19 protein-coding genes are annotated in these 19429 nt (G+C 36.2%); 17 read left to right on the top strand and 2 right to left on the bottom strand.

Features of this window, described 5'->3' with window-relative positions; translation table 11 throughout:
- Window positions 1-424 precede the first annotated feature (424 nt).
- Together ACLU24_RS00945 and ACLU24_RS00940 are read left to right on the top strand one after the other, a co-directional pair.
- Window positions 425-997, top strand: coding sequence for a glycosyl-4,4'-diaponeurosporenoate acyltransferase CrtO family protein (locus tag ACLU24_RS00945; protein ID WP_412609559.1), 573 nt, complete (start codon window positions 425-427; stop codon window positions 995-997).
- Between the two features lie 11 nt (window positions 998-1008).
- The gene (locus ACLU24_RS00940; RefSeq protein WP_412609556.1) at window positions 1009-1731 is read left to right on the top strand and encodes an RsmE family RNA methyltransferase; all 723 of its coding nucleotides are present in this window, start codon (window positions 1009-1011) and stop codon (window positions 1729-1731) included.
- A gap of 27 nt (window positions 1732-1758) precedes the next feature.
- Here ACLU24_RS00940 and ACLU24_RS00935 read toward each other — a convergent pair whose 3' ends face one another.
- Window positions 1759-2424: a Crp/Fnr family transcriptional regulator gene (locus ACLU24_RS00935; RefSeq protein WP_412609554.1), complete on the bottom strand. Its 666-nt coding sequence runs from the start codon at window positions 2422-2424 to the stop codon at window positions 1759-1761.
- 158 nt (window positions 2425-2582) lie between these two features.
- Here ACLU24_RS00935 and leuC point away from each other — a divergent pair, with 158 nt between their 5' ends.
- The 3 genes from leuC to alr all read left to right on the top strand — a co-directional run bounded on the left by leuC (window position 2583) and on the right by alr (window position 5718).
- Window positions 2583-3848, top strand: coding sequence for a 3-isopropylmalate dehydratase large subunit (gene leuC / locus ACLU24_RS00930; protein WP_412609552.1), 1266 nt, complete (start codon window positions 2583-2585; stop codon window positions 3846-3848).
- Between the two features lie 18 nt (window positions 3849-3866).
- Window positions 3867-4352: a 3-isopropylmalate dehydratase small subunit gene (leuD, locus tag ACLU24_RS00925; RefSeq protein WP_022263598.1), complete on the top strand. Its 486-nt coding sequence runs from the start codon at window positions 3867-3869 to the stop codon at window positions 4350-4352.
- Window positions 4353-4515: 163 nt separating this feature from the next.
- Window positions 4516-5718 carry an alanine racemase gene (alr, locus tag ACLU24_RS00920; protein WP_412609549.1) on the top strand — a complete coding sequence of 401 codons (1203 nt, stop codon included), beginning with the start codon at window positions 4516-4518 and terminating at the stop codon, window positions 5716-5718.
- A 171-nt stretch (window positions 5719-5889) separates the two neighbouring features.
- On the opposite strand, the gene ACLU24_RS00915 is transcribed toward alr, so the two are convergent.
- The gene (locus ACLU24_RS00915; protein ID WP_412609546.1) at window positions 5890-6030 is read right to left on the bottom strand and encodes a hypothetical protein; all 141 of its coding nucleotides are present in this window, start codon (window positions 6028-6030) and stop codon (window positions 5890-5892) included.
- Window positions 6031-6324: 294 nt separating this feature from the next.
- On the opposite strand from ACLU24_RS00915, the gene polA reads away from it, so the two are divergent.
- The 12 genes from polA (at window position 6325) to ACLU24_RS00855 (ending at window position 19427) form a co-directional block, all read left to right on the top strand.
- On the top strand, window positions 6325-8919 hold the full coding sequence (polA, locus tag ACLU24_RS00910; protein ID WP_412609543.1) for a DNA polymerase I: 2595 nt from the start codon (window positions 6325-6327) through the stop codon (window positions 8917-8919).
- Between the two features lie 39 nt (window positions 8920-8958).
- Window positions 8959-9375, top strand: coding sequence for a low molecular weight protein arginine phosphatase (locus tag ACLU24_RS00905; protein ID WP_412609540.1), 417 nt, complete (start codon window positions 8959-8961; stop codon window positions 9373-9375).
- A 3-nt stretch (window positions 9376-9378) separates the two neighbouring features.
- The gene (gene rimI, locus ACLU24_RS00900; RefSeq protein ID WP_412609537.1) at window positions 9379-9861 is read left to right on the top strand and encodes a ribosomal protein S18-alanine N-acetyltransferase; all 483 of its coding nucleotides are present in this window, start codon (window positions 9379-9381) and stop codon (window positions 9859-9861) included.
- A 2-nt stretch (window positions 9862-9863) separates the two neighbouring features.
- On the top strand, window positions 9864-10247 hold the full coding sequence (locus ACLU24_RS00895; RefSeq protein WP_412609535.1) for a VOC family protein: 384 nt from the start codon (window positions 9864-9866) through the stop codon (window positions 10245-10247).
- Between the two features lie 213 nt (window positions 10248-10460).
- Window positions 10461-11423, top strand: coding sequence for a biotin--[acetyl-CoA-carboxylase] ligase (locus ACLU24_RS00890; RefSeq protein ID WP_412609532.1), 963 nt, complete (start codon window positions 10461-10463; stop codon window positions 11421-11423).
- 74 nt (window positions 11424-11497) lie between these two features.
- Window positions 11498-12202 (top strand): ABC transporter ATP-binding protein, encoded by a 705-nt coding sequence (locus tag ACLU24_RS00885; protein WP_412609529.1) that lies wholly within the window; start codon window positions 11498-11500, stop codon window positions 12200-12202.
- A 7-nt stretch (window positions 12203-12209) separates the two neighbouring features.
- Window positions 12210-13832 carry a putative ABC exporter domain-containing protein gene (locus ACLU24_RS00880; RefSeq protein WP_412609526.1) on the top strand — a complete coding sequence of 541 codons (1623 nt, stop codon included), beginning with the start codon at window positions 12210-12212 and terminating at the stop codon, window positions 13830-13832.
- A gap of 24 nt (window positions 13833-13856) precedes the next feature.
- On the top strand, window positions 13857-14261 hold the full coding sequence (locus ACLU24_RS00875) for a hypothetical protein (RefSeq protein ID WP_412609524.1): 405 nt from the start codon (window positions 13857-13859) through the stop codon (window positions 14259-14261).
- A gap of 106 nt (window positions 14262-14367) precedes the next feature.
- On the top strand, window positions 14368-15756 hold the full coding sequence (locus ACLU24_RS00870) for a TrpB-like pyridoxal phosphate-dependent enzyme (RefSeq protein WP_412609521.1): 1389 nt from the start codon (window positions 14368-14370) through the stop codon (window positions 15754-15756).
- A 501-nt stretch (window positions 15757-16257) separates the two neighbouring features.
- Window positions 16258-17319 (top strand): P-loop NTPase family protein, encoded by a 1062-nt coding sequence (locus ACLU24_RS00865; RefSeq protein WP_412609518.1) that lies wholly within the window; start codon window positions 16258-16260, stop codon window positions 17317-17319.
- A 13-nt stretch (window positions 17320-17332) separates the two neighbouring features.
- Complete coding sequence (locus tag ACLU24_RS00860) at window positions 17333-18571, top strand: TadA family conjugal transfer-associated ATPase (RefSeq protein WP_412609516.1); 1239 nt, start codon at window positions 17333-17335, stop codon at window positions 18569-18571.
- A gap of 13 nt (window positions 18572-18584) precedes the next feature.
- A complete protein-coding gene (locus tag ACLU24_RS00855) occupies window positions 18585-19427 on the top strand; it encodes a type II secretion system F family protein (RefSeq protein ID WP_412609513.1) in 843 nt (280 codons plus the stop codon).
- Window positions 19428-19429 lie beyond the last annotated feature (2 nt).

Here is a 19429-nt window from a genome sequence, read left to right as displayed (position 1 = left end):
TTTAACAAAAAAGTAGAACGCGTCTTGACGGCGGAGGCACTCCGCCTTGAGCGAAGCTTTTGACTTAAAAAATTCAGACGCGAATAACAAGCTGCAATTTAACAAAAAAGTAGAACGCGTCTTGACGGCGGAGGCACTCCGCCTTGAGCGAAATTTTTAATTGTTGTAGAGTTATGCAATAACTAAGTGATAAAGTTGAACGGTAAAACTTATTCGGTTATAATAGTTGCTACTACCATGTGGACTAACTCTCTATAACACACTACGAGTAAGGCTTATCAAGCAATTTCTCCATGGGTTGTCAACCACAAATCATTTTATCACTATTTGTTTTATTAGGCAACCTCGTTCATAATTTATTCACAATTTATTTCCTAATATATGGTATAATATAAGATAATCGACATAGAAAGGCAGGCGTAGTATGCTTAGGAATGAACCATTGCTCAACGCATTGCTCATCAATCTGCTTCTCGGAACTATTTGGCACTACGCCACATTCTTCCTCTGCATAAGTATTAAGATTGAGCATTTCGATCCGAAACGAGCAAGGTATCAACCACGAAAATGGGAGAAAAATGGTAAGTGGTATGCAGACCACCTCAAAATCAACAAATGGAAGGATTTCTTGCCTCAGCATATTGGCAAAGACGGTTTCTCTAAAGACCATCTCGATGATGTTTCAATAGAATATCTTGATGAATTTATTTTAGAAACCTGTCGTGGAGAATGGAATCACATTGCAAACTGTTGCTTTGCAGTTGTTCTTTTTATTGCAAATCCTTTTTGGACAGCTTTTATATTAACAATACTTCTGTTTCTTGGAAACTTACCCTTTGCTATAATTCAACGCTATAATCGTTTCAGACTTGTAAAATTAAAAAATACACTTATCAAAAAGGCAGAGCGAGCTAAAAAGCTTGAGGCTCGTAAAAAGTCTAAGACACAGGAACAGGCTTCTATACAGGATTCTGATGGAGAGGTTGTTTCGGGATAGAAAGGATAATTATGGATTGGTTTTTTGCGGAAAGCGTAGATGGCGAACATCTCATAACAGGTGAAGACGCTATTCATATTACAAAATCACTTCGTAAATCAGTTGGAGAAGCTGTGATACTTTGCGATAGTTCGGGCGTTGAGCATAATTGTCTTATCGACAGGATAAACGATGAGGGCGTTTTAGTACACGAAATTTCTAAAACGGAATGTCAGAATGAGCCTTCAGTTGAAGTGACGCTTTTTTCGGCACTTACTAAAGGCGATAAGCTTGAAACAGTTATTCAGAAATCTGTTGAGCTTGGTATAAGTCATATTGTGCCGGTTCTTACAAGCAGATGTGTTTCAAGGCCTGATGCAAAATCGGCAACTAAAAAACAGGCTCGTTATCAGAAAATAGCACTTCAGGCGGCAATGCAGTCACGCAGAGCAATTATTCCAGATGTTAGCGAAATAATTACTCTCGAAAAAGCCTCAAAAATGCTTTCTGATTTTGATACGACAATATTCTTTTTTGAAGGTGGGGGAAAAAGTCTTAAAGAGATACTTTCATCACCTGCAAAGAAAATTGCGATTTTTACCGGTCCTGAGGGTGGATTTGAAGAGCGTGAGGTTGAGCTTCTTACAGAAAATGGTGCGGTAGTCGCAACTCTTGGAAAAAGGATTCTGCGTGCAGAAACTGCACCAATAGCGGCTCTTGCGGCTATAATGTTTGAAACAGGAAATCTTGAATGACAAATATTGATAAAAACCTAAATCATATTAAGCTTTTGAAGCTATTGCTTCAAGAGCTTTTTTGTTATTTATGGTGATTTTTCCGTAGCCTGTTGAAAGCAAGCCTTGTCTTGAAAATTCGTTTATGATTCTGCTTGCGGTTACTCTTGATACTGCAACAGCAGTGCCGATTTCCTCCTGAGTGGCAAAAACATAACGGTTATCGCCACGCTCCTCGGCGGATTCAAGCAAGAAATTTGCTATACGGCTTTCAGCGTCACGAAAGGTTATACTATCAACTTGTAAGGATAACATTCTTATAGTCATTGCTTGAAGTTTTAAAAGCTCTAAGGCGATTTCTGGGTGTGTTCGGAAAGCGTTTTCGAGTATCTGTCTTGTTATTACAACGATTTCTGTTTTCTGCATAGCATTTGCACTTGATACCCTTGGCATACCATCAAAGAATGCCGCCTCTCCTAATATTGCTCCACGAGATATTATTGAAAGTGTTTTTTCCATACCGTTTTCGGAGGTCATATAAATTCTTACTTTACCACGCCTCAGATAAAAAAATGATTCAGCCTTTTCACCTTGAGAATATATTTCTTCTCCCTTTTCAAGCTTTTTAACAAAATTTATGCTTTCAAAAAGCTCTGTAAGGCTTTTTGGAAGCCCATATGAATAGGTTTCTATATAATGATTCATTTTTTCCATTTGAAGTATCAAACCTTTCCTTTTATATTCGGCGATGGATTATGATTTTTACTTAATTAGGAGAAAATTGTATGTTTTAATTGTAACATACTTTACATTCTTTTTCAAATTTATATGAGATAATTATACTACCTAATATAATTAAGGAGGTCATAAAAATGGGAATGACAATGTCACAAAAAGTCCTTGCCGCTCACGCAGGACTTAAAGAAGTTAAGGCGGGACAGCTTATCGAGGCAAAGCTCGACCTCGTTCTCGGAAACGATATAACTTCTCCTGTTGCAATCAATGTATTTGAGGGCTGTCAGGCTAATAGTGTTTTTGATAACACAAAGGTAGCTATGGTAATGGACCATTTCACACCAAATAAGGATATTAAGGCTGCTGCACAATGTCAGCAGGTTCGTCATTTTGCCGATAAATATGACATCAAGAATTACTTCGATGTCGGTGAAATGGGAATTGAACACGCACTTCTCCCTGAAAAAGGTCTTGTAGGCCCCGGCAGCCTTGTAATCGGTGCAGACTCACATACCTGTACATATGGTGCTTTAGGTGCTTTCTCAACAGGTGTAGGTTCAACAGATATGGCTGCCGGTATGATTAGTGGTAAGACTTGGTTTAAAGTTCCTGCTGCTATTAAGTTTAATCTTGTCGGTGAACTTCCAAAGTGGGTAAGCGGTAAAGATGTTATTTTGCACATTATCGGCGAAATCGGCGTTGACGGTGCTTTGTATAAGTCTATGGAATTTACGGGTGAGGGCATTAAGAGCCTTTCTATGGACGACAGACTTTGCATAGCTAATATGGCTATTGAAGCTGGTGCAAAGAACGGAATTTTTCCGGTTGATGATATTACTCGTGAATATATCAAGGATAGATTCCAAGGTGAGCCTGTTGAATTTTCAGCAGATGATGACGCAGTTTATGATGAAGAATACACAATCGACCTTTCAAAACTTCGTCCAACAGTCGCATTCCCACACCTTCCTGAGAATACAAGAACTGTTGATGAAATCGGTGATACAGAGGTTAAGATTGACCAAGCTGTTATCGGTTCTTGCACAAACGGACGAATCTCTGACCTTCGCGCTGCCGCTGAGGTACTCAAGGGCAAGCATATTGCAAAGGGAGTTCGTTGCATAGTTATCCCGGGAACACAGAATATCTGGCTTCAGGCTATGCACGAAGGCTTATTTGATATATTCATTCAGGCCGGAGCAGTAGTTTCTACACCAACCTGTGGCCCTTGCCTTGGCGGACATATGGGTATACTTGCTAAGGGTGAAAAGGCTGTTTCTACAACAAACAGAAACTTTGTAGGAAGAATGGGACACATTGAATCCGAAATTTATCTTGCAAGCCCTGCTGTTGCAGCTGCAAGTGCAGTTACAGGCTATATTACATCACCTGAAAAGCTCTGAGGAAAGGATTGAATATAAATGAAAGCACACGGAATAGTACACAAGTATGGAGATAATGTAGATACAGATGTTATCATTCCTGCAAGATATTTGAATACAGCCTCTCATAAAGAGCTTGCTGCTCACTGTATGGAGGATATTGACGCAGATTTTGTCAAGAATGTAAAGGAAGGCGATATTATTGTTGCCGAAAAGAACTTTGGCTGCGGCTCATCAAGAGAACACGCTCCGATAGCTATTAAGGCTTCTGGGATTTCTTGCGTTATCGCTTCAACATTTGCAAGAATTTTCTATCGTAATTCTATCAATATCGGACTTCCGATTCTCGAATGTGACGAAGCAGCTCACGAGATTAAAAATGGTGACGAGATTGATATTGATTTCGATACGGGCGTTATCACAAATGTTACAACAGGTAAGACCTATCAAGCTGAGCCATTCCCTGAATTCATTCAGAATATCATCAAGGACGGCGGACTTATCAATCATGTTACTAAGAAGTAATATATAGTCTTTAAATATTAAAATCCCGAGGAATTTTATTGCCTTGGGATTTTTTAATATAGAAATAATTGCTTGGACATTAAGGCGCTTGCTTGACAATATATATTCATTGCGGTAAAATAAAGGTTACTTTAATAATATTTTATGGACAGAGGTTGGCTCGATGAAATCATTTTTGAGAAGAACTTGGGCAAAGATAGATTTAGACGCTATTGAACATAATTATAATGAAATAAGAAACCATGTTTCTCCTGAAAGCGAGATTATGTGTGTCATCAAGGCAGACGGCTATGGGCATGGCGCAATTTTTCTTGCAAGAGAGTACGAAAGACTTGGTGTAAAGAGGTTTGCGGTTTCTAATATTGAGGAAGCTATGCAGCTTCGTGAGCATGATATAAAATCTCCAATTTTGATTCTTGGCTTTACTCCTGCGGACTTGGCAAAGGTTCTTGCGGATAATAATATTTCTCAGGCGGTACTTTCTGAGGAATATGCTGAGGAACTTTCTAAATATGCTCAGAGAGATGGTGTAACAGTAAAGGCTCATATTGCACTTGATACAGGTATGAGCAGAATAGGCTTTATGTATCAGAATATAGACAGAGATTTTGCGTCTATTGATACGATAGAGCGTGTTTGTAAATTGCCTTCCCTTGATTTTGAAGGAATTTTTACACATTTCTTTGTATCAGATGAGGCTGAAGAGGGTAAAGAAGATACACTTCGTCAATATAAATGTTTTGATGATGCTATTGCAAAGCTTTCTGCGAGGGGAGTTGAATTTCGACTCAGACATTGTGCAAATAGTGGTGCTATTATTGATTATCCCGATACGCATATAAATATGGTTCGTGCGGGAATTATACTTTATGGTTTAGCTCCGTCTGGAAAGCTTAGGGGTAAGCTTAATCTTATCCCTGCAATGCAGCTTAAATCAGTTATTGCACAGATTAAAACTGTTGAGCCTGATGCAAAGGTAAGCTATGGAGGAACATTTACAACAAGCCGTCCGACAAAGATTGCTACGGTTCCTATTGGCTATGCTGATGGCTATACACGAGCCTTGGGAAATAATGCACGGATGATAGTAAACGGAAAATATGCACCGATTATCGGCAGAGTTTGTATGGACCAGCTTATGCTTGATATTACAGATATTGAGAATGTTTCTACTGGTGATGAAGTAACTGTAATAGGCACGGACGGGGATTGCTGTGTTTCAGCAGAAGAAATTGCGGATTTGACTAATACCATAAATTATGAGATTATCTGCATTATCGGAAAGCGTGTCCCAAGAGTTTATTTTAAGAATGGCAAGAATGTTGGTACGCTTGATTATATTTATCCGAGTAATCTAAAGAACTAATAAAAAAACCACCGCATTGATATTTTGTGTAGGAAATACCGTCCTTTTGTATAGGGGGCGGTTATTTCTTTTTATGTTTTAGATACAAGTTGATAATTGCGACAATCAGCTATCTTTCAGGGAATCCCCTGCGAGGGTTCCCTACGAAAAACATTCTACTGGAATGTTTTTCTACCCTTCTGCGCTTTGCGGAGCATAAAGTGTTTCATCATCTGCGAACGGCGACCAAAGGCGTTGACGTAGGTGACTACCTTTGGAAACTGCGAGCTTTTGAGTGTCTAAGAAAAGTCTGTCAGCTAAGCGATAGTTCACTGGGAATTTCCCCGACCGCGTCAACTATCTTCTCTTATCCACTACGAGCGAGGCAAAGCCGAGCGATTACGCGTCTTGTCCTGTGCGGTCACGCACTGCGTCTTGGGAGCGGAACTTTTAAGTTTATGCTATTGTTATAAACAAAATTTGTAAATGTATGTCGATGAAAAATAAAACTCTTTGTTGACAGTGATTGTGCAGTATGTTAAAATAAAAATATCAAGAATCGTAAGACTAACCACCTTTTTTGCAAGAGGTGGTTATTTTTTCATATAGGAATGTGGGGTATGGATAATGAAAATGCTTGTAATAGACGGAAACAGCATTTTGAATCGTGCTTTTTATGGAATAAGACTTCTTACAACAAAAGACGGACAATATACAAACGCTATTTTTGGCTTTATGACTACGCTTGAAAAAGTTTTGTCTGAAACCGGTCCCGATGCAGTAGCCATTGCATTTGATATGCGAGCACCGACATTCAGACACAAGGCTTATGACGGTTATAAGGCAAAGCGTAAGGGCATGCCGAATGAGCTTGCCTCTCAGATGAAGCCTCTTAAAGAGCTATTAACACTTCTTGGATATAAGATTGTTGAATGTGAAGGATATGAGGCTGATGATATTCTCGGAACCCTTGCAGATACTTGTACCAAGAACGGTGATGAGTGTGTTATTGCAACAGGTGATAGAGATAGCCTACAGTTAGTTTCACCGACAGTAAGTGTAAGAATTGCCGCAACAAAAATGGGCAAACCGGAAGTTACGCTCTATGATGAAGCTGCAATTATGGAAAAATATGGAGTTAAACCTAAACAGCTTATCGAAATTAAGGCTATTCAGGGAGATACTTCGGATAATATTCCAGGTGTTGCCGGAATAGGTGAAAAGGGTGCAGGAGACCTTATTAAACGCTTTGGAAATATAGATTATATTTATGAAAATATAGATACTATTGATATTAAGGACGGTATCAGAAAAAAGCTTATTGCAGGTAAGGAGAGTGCCTATCTCAGTCATATGCTTGGAACTATATGCGTAGAGGCTCCGATTGATACTGATATAAATAATTATATTCCTACAAAAAGAGATTCTGCGGGAGCGGCTAGACTTATGGCAAGCCTTGAGCTTTTTAAGCTGATAGATAAGCTTGGACTTAGTAACGAGGAAATTCCCGTTGTTGAAAATAAAGTTAAAGAAATTAAAAAGCTGAATATTATAGAAGATTTTGATTATAGCAAGGCTATTGAAAGTTTTAAGGGAAAAATCGTTTCGATAGCTTGCAGACTTGAGGACAGTCAAATTTCAGAAATGGCTGTACTATGTGAAAATGATATTTATTTATTTTCTTTTGAAAGCTTTGAATTTTTTACTGCAATCAAGAACATTTTTGAGAATGAGGATATTAAAAAACAACTTCATGATATAAAACCCGTTGTAGCTGTTTTGTTGAAAAATAATATTGAGCCTGTCGGAATAGTTTGTGATACGATTCTTGCATCATATTTGCTTAATCCAAATTCGCCTGATTATTCAATCGAAAGACTTATGCAAGAATACAATCCACCTAAGTTTGAACTTGCCGAAAATGCACCGAAACTTGCAAAAGGAAGTGCGGAAGTTTCTGCATTATCAGAAACCCTTATGAAACTAATTGAGGAAAAGAAACAGACAAAGCTCCTTGACGAAATTGAAATTCCGCTTGCCATTGTTCTCGCCGATATGGAAAACTGCGGTTTTATGGCAGATAGAAACGGCATTATGGAATATAATAAGGAAATTAGTGCAAAGCTTGATGAGATTACTAAGGAAGTTTATGACGCGGTTGGCTATGAATTTAATATAAATTCTCCAAAACAGCTTGGTTCAGCACTTTTTGAAAAGTTGGCACTTCCACATGGAAAAAAGACAAAGAGCGGATATTCAACAAGTGCAGAAGTTTTAGAAAGTCTGAAATATGAACACCCCGCAGTTGCTCTGATTTTGCAGTATAGGACATATTCTAAATTGAAATCGACCTACTGTGACGGACTTTTAAAGGTTATTGGTGATGACGGAAGAATACATTCCAGCTTTAATCAGACCGAAACAAGAACGGGCAGAATCAGTTCAACAGAGCCTAATTTGCAGAATATTCCGGTAAGAACAGAGCTTGGCAGAGAATTACGCAGATTTTTTATAGCAAAAGATGGGTGTGTTCTTGTTGACGCAGATTATTCACAGATTGAATTAAGAGTTCTTGCACATATAGCGAATGATAAGGCTATGATAGAAGCTTTCAAAAATAATGAAGATATACATTCTATAACCGCATCACAGGTATTTAAATTACCGCCCGAAATGGTTACTAAGACAATGAGAAGTCGTGCAAAAGCTGTAAACTTTGGAATTGTCTATGGCATAGGAGCGTTTTCACTCTCTAAGGATATTGGTGTAACAAGAAAAGAAGCTGATAATTATATTAAGAATTATCTTTCACATTATTCGGGCGTTGACGAATATATGAAGCGAACTGTTGAGGACGCTAAGCGTGACGGCTATGTAACTACAATGTTTGGCAGAAGAAGATATTTGCCAGAACTTACCTCATCTAATTTTAATCTTCGTGCATTCGGAGAGAGAGTTGCAAGGAATATGCCTATTCAGGGTACATCGGCTGATATTATAAAGATTGCTATGATAAGAGTAAGAAATAGGCTCAAAGCTGAAAATATGCAGGCAAAGCTGATTTTACAGGTACACGATGAACTTATAGTAGAAGCTCCTGAAAATGAAGCCGACAGAACAGCTAAAATTCTTGAGGAAGAAATGGAAAATGCAGTTAAGCTAAATGTTCCTCTTATTGCAGAAGCAGGTAAGGGAAAAACATGGTATGAGGCTAAGGCATAATGTTGAAATATTCTTTAATGGAAAGGAGTGTTGAATTTTATGAAAATACTTTTTGTTTGTACAGGTAATACTTGCAGAAGTCCTATGGCTGAGGGGATTTTTAAAAAGCTAATACAAGAAGATGAAAGCATAAGCTGTTCAAGTGCCGGAATGAGTTTTTGTGATGGCGACGCTGTCAGCGAAAACGCAGTTATCGTCTGCAAGGAAATAGGCGTTGATATAAGCGAGCATAAGTCTAAATCTATACGCCGTGATGATATTAACGAATATGATATTTTTGCTGTTATGACAGAAAGCCACGCTATGACGCTTGTTTCGGCAGGAGTTCCTAAGCAAAAAATTTATATTATGGGTGTAAGTGACCCATTTGGCGGAAGTGTTGAGGTTTATCGAAAGTGCAGAGATGAGATTCAGCAATCCTGCGAAAAGCTATATAAAAAGGTTAAGGATATGTAAGATATGAAAACAGAGATTTTCCCTATGGGTGAGGAGCATTTGGATTCACTTGCAGAACTTGAAAAGGTTTGCTTTTCACAACCATGGTCAAGGCAGGCTCTTGCAGATGAGCTTGAAAACGACAGTGCATTCTTTTTTGTTGCAGAAACAGACGGAGAGGTTTCCGGCTATGTTGGTTTGATAATAACCGCAGGACAGTCATATATAACAAATATAGCTGTTTTCCCGAAATTCAGACGAATGGGCATAGCTAAAATGCTTCTTGAAAGATTATTTTCTATTGCTGAAAAATGCGATTTGGAGTTTATTTCGCTTGAAGTTCGTCCATCAAATGAAAATGCAATTTCGCTTTATAAATTGTTAGGTTTTGAAGAAATAGGCTTGCGAAAACGATTTTATAGAAATCCTACAGAGGACGCACTTATTATGACTAAGACCTTTTTAGGGAATATTATTTACTCAAATATAGAAAAAGCCGGTGATTGATTATGAGAATTGAGCATATCGCAATGTACGTAAATGACATTGAAGCGGTCAAGGATTTTTTTGTGAAATATTTAGAAGCAAAACCAAATGTTGTCTATCATAATAAAAATACAGATTTTCGCTCTTATTTTCTTTCGTTTTCAGACGGAGCAAGGCTGGAAATAATGAATAAGCCACAAATGGATGATATAGAAAAAACATTAGCAAGAACTGGATTTTCTCACATTGCCTTTAGCGTTGGAAGCAAAGAAAAGGTAAATGAGATAACCGAGTGTCTAAAAACGGCAGGATATAAAGTTATAAGCGGTCCGAGAACTACCGGAGATGGATATTATGAAAGCTGTATTATCGGTATAGAGGAAAATCAAATAGAAATAACAATTTAACAGATTTTAATGAATCAGTATTTGATGTATAATATGCTTTGCCGATGTGGTATTTCCATATCGGCATTTTTGTATGTTCTGTTCTTTTGTGTCAAAAATATAGTTGAAGCTATTGAATGATTTGGTAAAAAGTGCTATAATAATTAAGTTGACAATAGATTAAAAAGGGTATAAACCAAGTTTGAACTTGAGTTTATATATATCGGTGATATTATGAAAGAAAAAGTATTACTTCTCTTAAAAGAAGGAGAATATATTTCAGGAGAAAAATTGAGCGAGATTCTTGGTGTTTCCCGAACAGCTGTCTGGAAAGCAATAAATTCTTTGAGAGATGACGGCTATGAGATTGATTCTGTTACAAATAAGGGATATAAACTCGTAAAAAAACCAAATGTGCTTAATGCAAGTGCGATAAGCGAAGGTCTTGATGTAAAAGTAGTAGGTACAGAAATCGTTACTCTTAAAACTGTCGATTCTACAAACGAAGAAATTAAACGCAGAGCTCACGAAAATGCAAAAAGTGGACTTGTTGTTATTTCCTGCGAACAAACAGCAGGAAAGGGCAGACTTGGAAGAAAATGGGCCTCTAATGAGGGCGGGGTTTATTTTTCATTTTTGTTAAGACCGGAACTACCGCCGAGTGATGTTTCAGGTATAACTTTAGCGGCCGGTTTGGGTGTTTGTCTTGCGATAAGAAAATTTACGGGACTTGATGCCAGAATCAAGTGGCCAAATGATGTTATAGTCGGCAATAAAAAGATTTGCGGAATACTTACAGAAATGACCGCACAGACAGATATGGTTGATTTTGTTGTAATAGGAATTGGAATAAATGTTTTGCAGGAAAGTTTTCCTGAGGAAATTGCATATAAAGCAACATCATTAAAAATAGAAACTAAAAGTGAACCAGACCTTTCAGAGCTTATGCATGAAATAATAGCTACTCTTGATAAAACTGTTTTATCATATCTTTTTGGAGTTTCTCAAGAAGATTTAAAGCTCTATAAGAATATGTGTGCAACGATAGGAAGAGATGTTTCTCTTACAAGAAACGGAGAAAAGCTCACAGGCAAGGCTATTGACATTACGGCTGACGGAGAGCTTGTTGTTTGCCTTGAAAATGGTAAAAAAATAGCTGTAAACTCAGGAGAGGTTACAGTTCAGGGGATTTATTAAAAAGTTAAGGCTTCGTCTTATGTCTCTGCATAGGCGAAACCTTTAATATTATATGTGAAAGGGTTTATTTGGCTATGATAAATGTATCTCATCTCACCAAAAAATATAAAAATACCCACGCAAATGATAATATTTCATTTATAGTAGATTCAGGAGAAATTGCTGTCCTGGCAGGTTCTAACGGTGCTGGAAAATCAACAGCTATTAAGTGCATAGCCGGACTTTTGCGTTATGATGGTGAAATAGAAATTTGCGGTTTTAAAAATAAGAGTCTTGAGGCTAAAAAAATCACAGGTTATATTCCTGAAATCCCTGCTCCTTTCGATTTGCTTACAGTTTGGGAGCATATGGAGTTTATTGCAAGAGCTTATTCGCTTAAAGATTGGCAGAATGACGCCGAAAAACTTATGGAGCGTTTTCAGCTTACAGATAAAAAAAATAAGCTAGGAAAAGAGCTTTCAAAGGGTATGCAGCAGAAAATCAGTATTTGTTGTGCGTTGTTGATTAAGCCAAAGGCTGTGCTTTTTGATGAGCCGTTTGTTGGTCTTGATCCTCATGCAATAAAAGAACTTAAAGCGATAATTCTTGAGCTTAAAAAACAAGGTGCGTCTGTAATTATTAGTACACATATGCTTGAAAGCGTCAGTGAACTTTGGGATAAGGTTCTCATAATGATGGAGGGACGCATTGAGGCAGAAAGAACAAGAGAGGCTGTTGAAAAAAATGGCGAAGATTTAATGGAACTATTTTTCAATATAACTGAGAAAGTTTCGCGGTGAGGTACATATGAAAGCTATAATTTATATGCTGAGAAAGAGCATAAAAAATGGAATAATTGATATACTTCATCACCCTATGCAACTGATAGTTTATCTTTTTATAATTTTGACAACGGTTAGTGGTGTTGTTACTGCTATGACAAGCAATATTAGCGAAGAGCAAAGGCACTTTGATTTTAGAATATTGCAGGGTGCATATCTTCTGATACTTTATTTTATAAGCGTTCCTATTATGCTTAAAGGTACAAATGCCTCTACAACCTTTTTCAAGATGAGTGATGTTACTAATGTTTTTACAGCACCTATTTCTGAAAAGAAAATTCTTGTATATGGTGTTGGCAGACAGATGGCAACAATTTTATTATTGCTTATATGCTTCGTTTCATATGGTGCAATGGCGGTTCAGTATTTTTCACTTACGATATGGGACGCTGTTTTGCTTTTGTTGGGTATTGGTGTAATGCTATTTGAAGTGCAGATGATTACTATTTTAATTTTCTGTGTATGTAATGGCAGACCAACACGAATACGAATGATGAAATATGCTATATATCTTATGATAGCCGTTCCGATAGTTATTGCGTTATTACGGCTTTTTTCTAATGGATTTACATATGAAAATATTCTTTCAGCGGTATCCTTACCATATTTGAATTATATTCCTATAGTTGGCTGGACAAGCGGTATGTTTATAGGGATAATAACAGGAAATATAACTAACATATTGGTTTATGGTGGTTTACTTGTATTATTTACTATTTTTGCAATAGTTGTATTTATTCGCAGTAAGGCTGATTACTATGAAGATGTCTTGCAAAAGACCGAAAGTGTTTATGAATTTCGCAATGCCATAAAAAGCGGTAAGGTCAGCGATAAAAATATGATGAGCGATAAAAAGAAAGTTAAGCTTGGCAGAATGGGCATAAATAGAGGTTCCGGTGCTTCTGTATTCTTTTATAAACAGTTCAGAGAGATGTCAAGACGCTCATTGATACCTTTCATAAATGTTAATACAGCTTTTCTTACAGTTTTTGTGTTAATAGTAGGTTTTGCATTAAAAGCTATGCAAGAAAATACAGAAATAGGCTCATCTACAATACTGACGATAGCAGTGGTTCTTTCATGCTATGTACAATTCTTTTTTACTGTATCAGATGATTGGATAAAAGAACTGCAAAAGCCATATATATTTATGGTTCCTGCAAGTCCGGTTAAAAAGCTTATAATGTCTTGCGCTACAAGTGTAATAAAGCCGCTTATTGATGGAACTATTGCTTTTACGGTTAGTGGAATATTATTTGCTGCAAATCCGCTTGATGTTTTAGCGTGCATAGCATTATATTTTAGTTGTGGTTTTTTATATACATCACTCAATGTACTTGTTCAAAGATTTATGGGTAAATCGGGCAACAGGGGAGTGCTTATGGTTGTATATATGATTTTATTATTTATTGCTTTAATTCCTGGAATAGTAATATCTGTGTTGCTGTTTTTGACTTGTGAAGCAGAAACATTATATAGCGTATTCTTTGCAGCAAGATTGTGTTTCCCTGCGGCAATTTGCAACTTTGCAGTAGCTTTTTTGATTTTTATGTTGTCCAAAAAAACGCTCAACAATATGGAATATTAAGCTTTAAGGAATGGTATGATAAATATGAGAGTTTGGAATTATAATGCAAGAAATTGCGGGATATTTTTCTTTGTGGGAGTAGCAACCTCTTTGTTACTTGATTTACTCGGTGCAACTCCACTTTCTACGGTTTCGTTATTTGGTTCAGGAATAAATCTTTTAGGCTTTTGGTTTGTCCCGATTATATTTGCGATTGTAGGAATTTTTATAGGAATATTCTCAAAACAGAATATATGGGCATTGATTTATTCCGCTTGCTTTGGGCAGCTTCAGATGTGGCTTTCTATAATTGTTTATTATTTTATCGCACACGAGGGAACGCCTTTTGATATATGGCTTCGTGCCTTTTGTGGAATAATTCCGTGTGTAATGTTTGCCGGAATATCTTCGTCAATAAAAGACTTATTTAAAGCAAATAAAAAGCCTTAAATACCTTGCTATATGCTTGACGAAATATATGAAAATGTGTTATTATATACAAAAATGTGCTTATAAAGTCTAAATCTTTATTTATGCTTGAAAGGAGCAAAATATAATGAGTGAAAAAGAAATCCCATACAAAATATACCTTGAAGAGAGCGAAATGCCTAAGCAGTGGTATAATGTCAGAGCAGATATGAAAAATAAGCCTGCTCCGCTTCTCAATCCTGCAACTCTCAAACCTATGACAGCCAAAGAACTCGGTCACGTTTTCTGTGATGAACTTGTTCAGCAGGAGCTTGACGATACAGACCCTTATATTGATATTCCACAAGAAATTCTCAATTTCTACAGAATGTATCGTCCGTCACCACTTACTCGTGCATATTGTCTTGAGAAAAAGCTCCAGACTCCGGCAAAAATTTACTATAAATTTGAGGGCAATAATACAAGCGGAAGTCATAAGCTTAATTCTGCAATCGCACAGGCATATTATGCAAAGAAACAGGGCTTGAAGGGTGTTACAACTGAAACAGGCGCTGGTCAGTGGGGAACTGCTCTTTCTATGGCTTGTTCATATTTCGGACTTGATTGCAAGGTATATATGGTTAAGGTTTCTTATGAACAAAAGCCTTTCCGTCGTGAGGTTATGCGTACCTATGGCGCAAGTGTAACTCCGTCACCATCTAATCAGACAAATATCGGACGCAAGATTCTTGAGGAATTCCCCGGCACAACAGGAAGCCTTGGCTGTGCAATTTCTGAGGCTGTAGAGGTTGCAACAAGTACAGAAGGCTATCGCTATGTTCTTGGAAGCGTTCTTAATCAGGTACTTTTACATCAGTCAGTTATTGGACTTGAAACAAAAATTGCTCTTGATAAGTATGGTGTTAAGCCTGATATTATCATCGGTTGTGCAGGCGGCGGTTCTAACCTCGGCGGACTTATTTCACCATTTATGGGTGAAAAGCTCAGAGGAGAGGCTGATTATCACTTCATTGCTGTTGAGCCGGCATCATGCCCAAGCCTTACAAGAGGTAAGTTTGTATATGATTTCTGCGATACTGGTAAGGTTTGCCCACTTTCTAAGATGTATACACTTGGTAGCGGATTTATTCCATCAGCTAACCACGCAGGCGGTTTGCGTTATCATGGTATGAATAATGTTCTTTCACAGCTTTATCATGACGGACTTATGGAGGCTCGTGCTGTTGAGCAAACAGAAGTCTTTAAGGCTGCTGAACAATTCGCAAGAGTTGAAGGTATACTTCCGGCTCCTGAAAGCAGTCATGCTATCAAGGTTGCTATTGATGAAGCACTCAAGTGCAAGGAAACAGGCGAAGAAAAGACAATCGTATTCGGTCTTACCGGTACAGGTTACTTTGATATGGTTGCATATGAAAAATTCCACGATGGACTTATGACAGACTATATTCCAACAGATGATGACCTTAAAGTTGGTCTTGCAGGTATTCCTAAGTTCCCTGGAAATGAAATAGACTAAGTAAAAATTTAAACCTATAGAAGAAAAACTCCATTCACTGAAATCTTGGTGAATGGAGTTTTTTTATTTTTATAAGGTTTTAGATTTTTAAATATACAATTAATATAAAATGAAGATATAATTTTGCTTTAACATCTGTTGCGATATTTTAAATACAGTGACATTTTTTATGCAAAAATGTAAAAAGTTATTATAATTTAAGTGATTTGATAAAAAAATAAGTATAATAGTAATAAAAAATGTTTTCCAATGCTTGACAGTTTAATTTATAAAATATAATTAACTTGAGATTTAGTGTGATGTAAACAATTAGTTATAAAAATACTGCTACATATAATTAAATTTGTTACAATGATATAATATTCGTTACTATAGAATGATTTTTTATATAAAATGTAAGGTTATTCAAATTGAAAATATCACGATTATTTAAGAAAGTGTAAATATTTAGTGAACTAAAATTATTTGCGGCTTATAATTTTAATTTATGGAGGAAAATTTATGAGGATAAGACTTGCATTAGTTGATAAGGACCCAAATTATTTAAGTAGAATTGCAAAAGCATTTAATGCTAAATATTCTGATAAGATACAAATGTATACATTTACGGATTATGATAATGCCATAGCTGAAACTTCAAGTATAAGAATAGATGTATTTGTTGTTAACAGCTCATTTGATGTTGATTTTTCAGCTTTGCCGAAAAAATGTGGTTTTGCTTATTTGGTAGATTCTAATGGGATTGCTACACTTAACGGGCAAAAAACTATATGCAAATTTCAAAGAATTGACCTTGTTTATAGACAGATTCTTAATGTATATTCTGAAAATTCTGAGATTGTATCGAAAGCAATAAATGAGAATAAACACTGCAAAGTTATCGCTTTTACTGCAGTTAGTGGAGGAATAGGAAATTCATCTATGGCGGCTGCTTGTGCCCTGCGTTTTGCATCAAAAGGAAAAAAGGTTATATATATTAACTTGGAAAAATTCAGTGCAACAGAAATCTTTTTCGATGCAGAGGGTCAATTTAGTATGAGCGATATAATTTTTGCGTTGAAAAGTAAAAAATCGAATGTTTATATGAAATTAGAAAGTTTTGTGAGATTAGATTCAAGAGGAGTATATTTTTTGCCTAAGCCAAAGATTGCCTTGGATATGGTTGAGTTTAAGTCTGACGAAATTCTTAGTCTTATTTCTGAGATTACTAATGTTGGAGATTATGATTATATAATAATTGATACAGAATTTAAGCTTTCAGATGAATTCATGGAATTATGCGATGAATTTGATTCTATAGTGTTTATAGGAGATGGTTCAGAAGTTTCTAATTCAAAGATGCAAAGTGTTGTAAATTCGCTCTTGGTATTAGAGAAAAATAATGATATAACAATAGTTCCTAAAATATCGCTTATTTATAATAAATTTAGTAATAAAACAAGCCGGTATTTCGATAATCCTAATATTCAGAATATTGGTGGTGCACCAAGATATGATAATGCAACAACCAGACAAGTTGTAGAGCAGCTTTCCCGTATGGGTATGCTTGATAGATTGTCTTAAAAGAGGTGGTTGTATGGACGCTGGTTTTGAAAAACAAATAGTTGAACAAATTAAACGCTATGTTATTGATAATCTACAGTTAGTGCAATTAAACGATGAAGACCTTATGGACAAAATCATTGAGATTACTAACCAATATCTTCAGGATGTATATTGTCCAATAGAGGAAAAGGTATCAATAGGGCAGCAGGTCTATAGTTCTATAAGAGGATTTGGATTGTTAGATTCAATTATTTCCGATGAAACGATAACTGAAGTTATGATAAATGGACCTGATAATGTTTTTGTTGAACAAAATGGAAAACTTAAAAAATTAAATCAGAAATTTGAAAGCACAGAAAAACTTGAGGATATTATTCAACGCATTGTTGGCCTTGCCGGAAGAGAGGTAAATCAGGCTAACCCTATTGTTGATACAAGACTTCCGGATGGTTCTCGTGTTAATGTTGTTTTGCCACCGATTGCATTATGCGGTCCTACTATGACCATAAGAAGATTTTCCAAAACACCTATGACAATAGAAAAGCTTATTAGTTATGGTTCTATAACTAAAGAAATTGCTGAGAAATTAGAGTTGCTCGTAAGGGCAAAGTATAACATATTTATAAGTGGCGGTACAGGCTCTGGTAAGACAACCTTCTTAAATGCTTTATCAAATTATATACCTAAAGATGAGAGAGTTATTACTATTGAAGATTCAGCAGAACTTCAGATTACAGGTATAGACAACTTAGTAAGTTTGGAAACTCGTAATGCAAATACTTCGGGTATTGGACAAATTACTATAAGAGATTTAATAAAATCATCTCTTCGTATGCGTCCAGAGCGTATAATTGTTGGTGAAGTTAGAGGCGGAGAAGCACTTGATATGCTTCAGGCTATGAATACTGGTCATGATGGTTCACTTTCAACAGGTCATGCAAACTCTACATATGATATGTTAAGTCGTCTTGAGACAATGGTCTTGCAAGGAGCAGAAGGCTTACCTTTAGACGCTATAAGACAGCAGATAGCCTCGGCAATAGATATAATAGTTCATCTTTCAAGACTTCGTGATAAATCACGAAAAACTGTTGAGATAACAGAAGTTACAGGGTATGAGAACGGTCGTATACAGCTAAACCCTTTATATGTTTTTGAAGAAGACGAGAGAAGTACATTAACTAAGGTTTCGGGTAAGCTTAAAAGAACAAATAATAAGTTCAAAAATTACCATAAGCTTCAGTTATCTGGTATAAATGTTGAGATTTAGAGGTGAAATATTTATGTCGAAAAAGAAAAAAGAACCACAGTATTATACATCTGCACTCAATACTAAACTTATTAATTATAAAGTATATGTTATGAATGGAAGAGAAAAGCTTATATACTTTTTAATAACTTTTATTGCGGGCGGCTTATTAGGTTTGATATTCTATGGTGGTTTATTTATGGAAGATGGCGAAGCAACAACAGCTACACATATAAGTAATGTTGTAGTTTTTTGCCTGATAGGATTAATAGTTTCTAAAATTTTTATTCCGGTATTTGCAGAAAGACTGAGAAAAAAACGCATAGCACAGCTTAAACTTCAATTCAGAGATTTTTTGGTTGCTTTATCAAATTCAATTTCTGGTGGTATGAATGTAAGCTCAGCATTTAATAATGCATATAAGGATTTGTCGATTCAATATTCAAATGATGCCCTTATAGTAAAAGAGATAGGCGAAATAATAAATGGAATGCAGAATAATATAACTATTGATGCTATGTTAGCAGATCTTGGAAAAAGAAGCGATGACCCCGATATTGAAAATTTTGCAACGGTATTTAAGTTATGTTTTAAATCAGGTGGTAACCTAAAGGAAGTTATAAGACGAACAAGTGATATCATAACTACTAAAATTGCAATTTCTGAGGAAATTCAGACAAAGCTTACATCGAATAAAATGCAACTTTCAATTATGGAAGTTATTCCAGTTGTTATAATACTGATGATGCGTTTTATGAGCAGTGATTTTGCAAAGAGTTTTTCAACGCCTGTAGGCGTTATTGCTATGACGATAGCAATTGGTATTTTTATAATTTCATATAAGCTTGGTCAAAAGATAATGGATATTAAAGGGTGAAA

The sequence above is a fragment of the Pseudoruminococcus sp. genome, from assembly GCF_047012705.1.
GTDB lineage: Bacteria > Bacillota > Clostridia > Oscillospirales > Acutalibacteraceae > Pseudoruminococcus.
The sequence above is the reverse complement of the archived record's forward strand: the minus strand, read 5'-3'. Positions and strand labels throughout refer to the sequence as shown.

Bases quoted from the DNA above. Each gene is read 5' to 3' on its own strand.
- ACLU24_RS00945 (WP_412609559.1), top strand. From the start codon at position 425: ATGCTTAGGAATGAACCATTGCTCAACGCATTGCTCATCAATCTGCTT.
- ACLU24_RS00940 (WP_412609556.1), top strand. From the start codon at position 1,009: ATGGATTGGTTTTTTGCGGAAAGCGTAGATGGCGAACATCTCATAACA.
- ACLU24_RS00935 (WP_412609554.1), bottom strand. From the start codon at position 2,424: ATGGAAAAAATGAATCATTATATAGAAACCTATTCATATGGGCTTCCA.
- leuC (WP_412609552.1), top strand. From the start codon at position 2,583: ATGGGAATGACAATGTCACAAAAAGTCCTTGCCGCTCACGCAGGACTT.
- leuD (WP_022263598.1), top strand. From the start codon at position 3,867: ATGAAAGCACACGGAATAGTACACAAGTATGGAGATAATGTAGATACA.
- alr (WP_412609549.1), top strand. From the start codon at position 4,516: ATGAAATCATTTTTGAGAAGAACTTGGGCAAAGATAGATTTAGACGCT.
- polA (WP_412609543.1), top strand. From the start codon at position 6,325: ATGAAAATGCTTGTAATAGACGGAAACAGCATTTTGAATCGTGCTTTT.
- ACLU24_RS00905 (WP_412609540.1), top strand. From the start codon at position 8,959: ATGAAAATACTTTTTGTTTGTACAGGTAATACTTGCAGAAGTCCTATG.
- rimI (WP_412609537.1), top strand. From the start codon at position 9,379: ATGAAAACAGAGATTTTCCCTATGGGTGAGGAGCATTTGGATTCACTT.
- ACLU24_RS00895 (WP_412609535.1), top strand. From the start codon at position 9,864: ATGAGAATTGAGCATATCGCAATGTACGTAAATGACATTGAAGCGGTC.
- ACLU24_RS00890 (WP_412609532.1), top strand. From the start codon at position 10,461: ATGAAAGAAAAAGTATTACTTCTCTTAAAAGAAGGAGAATATATTTCA.
- ACLU24_RS00885 (WP_412609529.1), top strand. From the start codon at position 11,498: ATGATAAATGTATCTCATCTCACCAAAAAATATAAAAATACCCACGCA.
- ACLU24_RS00880 (WP_412609526.1), top strand. From the start codon at position 12,210: ATGAAAGCTATAATTTATATGCTGAGAAAGAGCATAAAAAATGGAATA.
- ACLU24_RS00875 (WP_412609524.1), top strand. From the start codon at position 13,857: ATGAGAGTTTGGAATTATAATGCAAGAAATTGCGGGATATTTTTCTTT.
- ACLU24_RS00870 (WP_412609521.1), top strand. From the start codon at position 14,368: ATGAGTGAAAAAGAAATCCCATACAAAATATACCTTGAAGAGAGCGAA.
- ACLU24_RS00865 (WP_412609518.1), top strand. From the start codon at position 16,258: ATGAGGATAAGACTTGCATTAGTTGATAAGGACCCAAATTATTTAAGT.
- ACLU24_RS00860 (WP_412609516.1), top strand. From the start codon at position 17,333: ATGGACGCTGGTTTTGAAAAACAAATAGTTGAACAAATTAAACGCTAT.
- ACLU24_RS00855 (WP_412609513.1), top strand. From the start codon at position 18,585: ATGTCGAAAAAGAAAAAAGAACCACAGTATTATACATCTGCACTCAAT.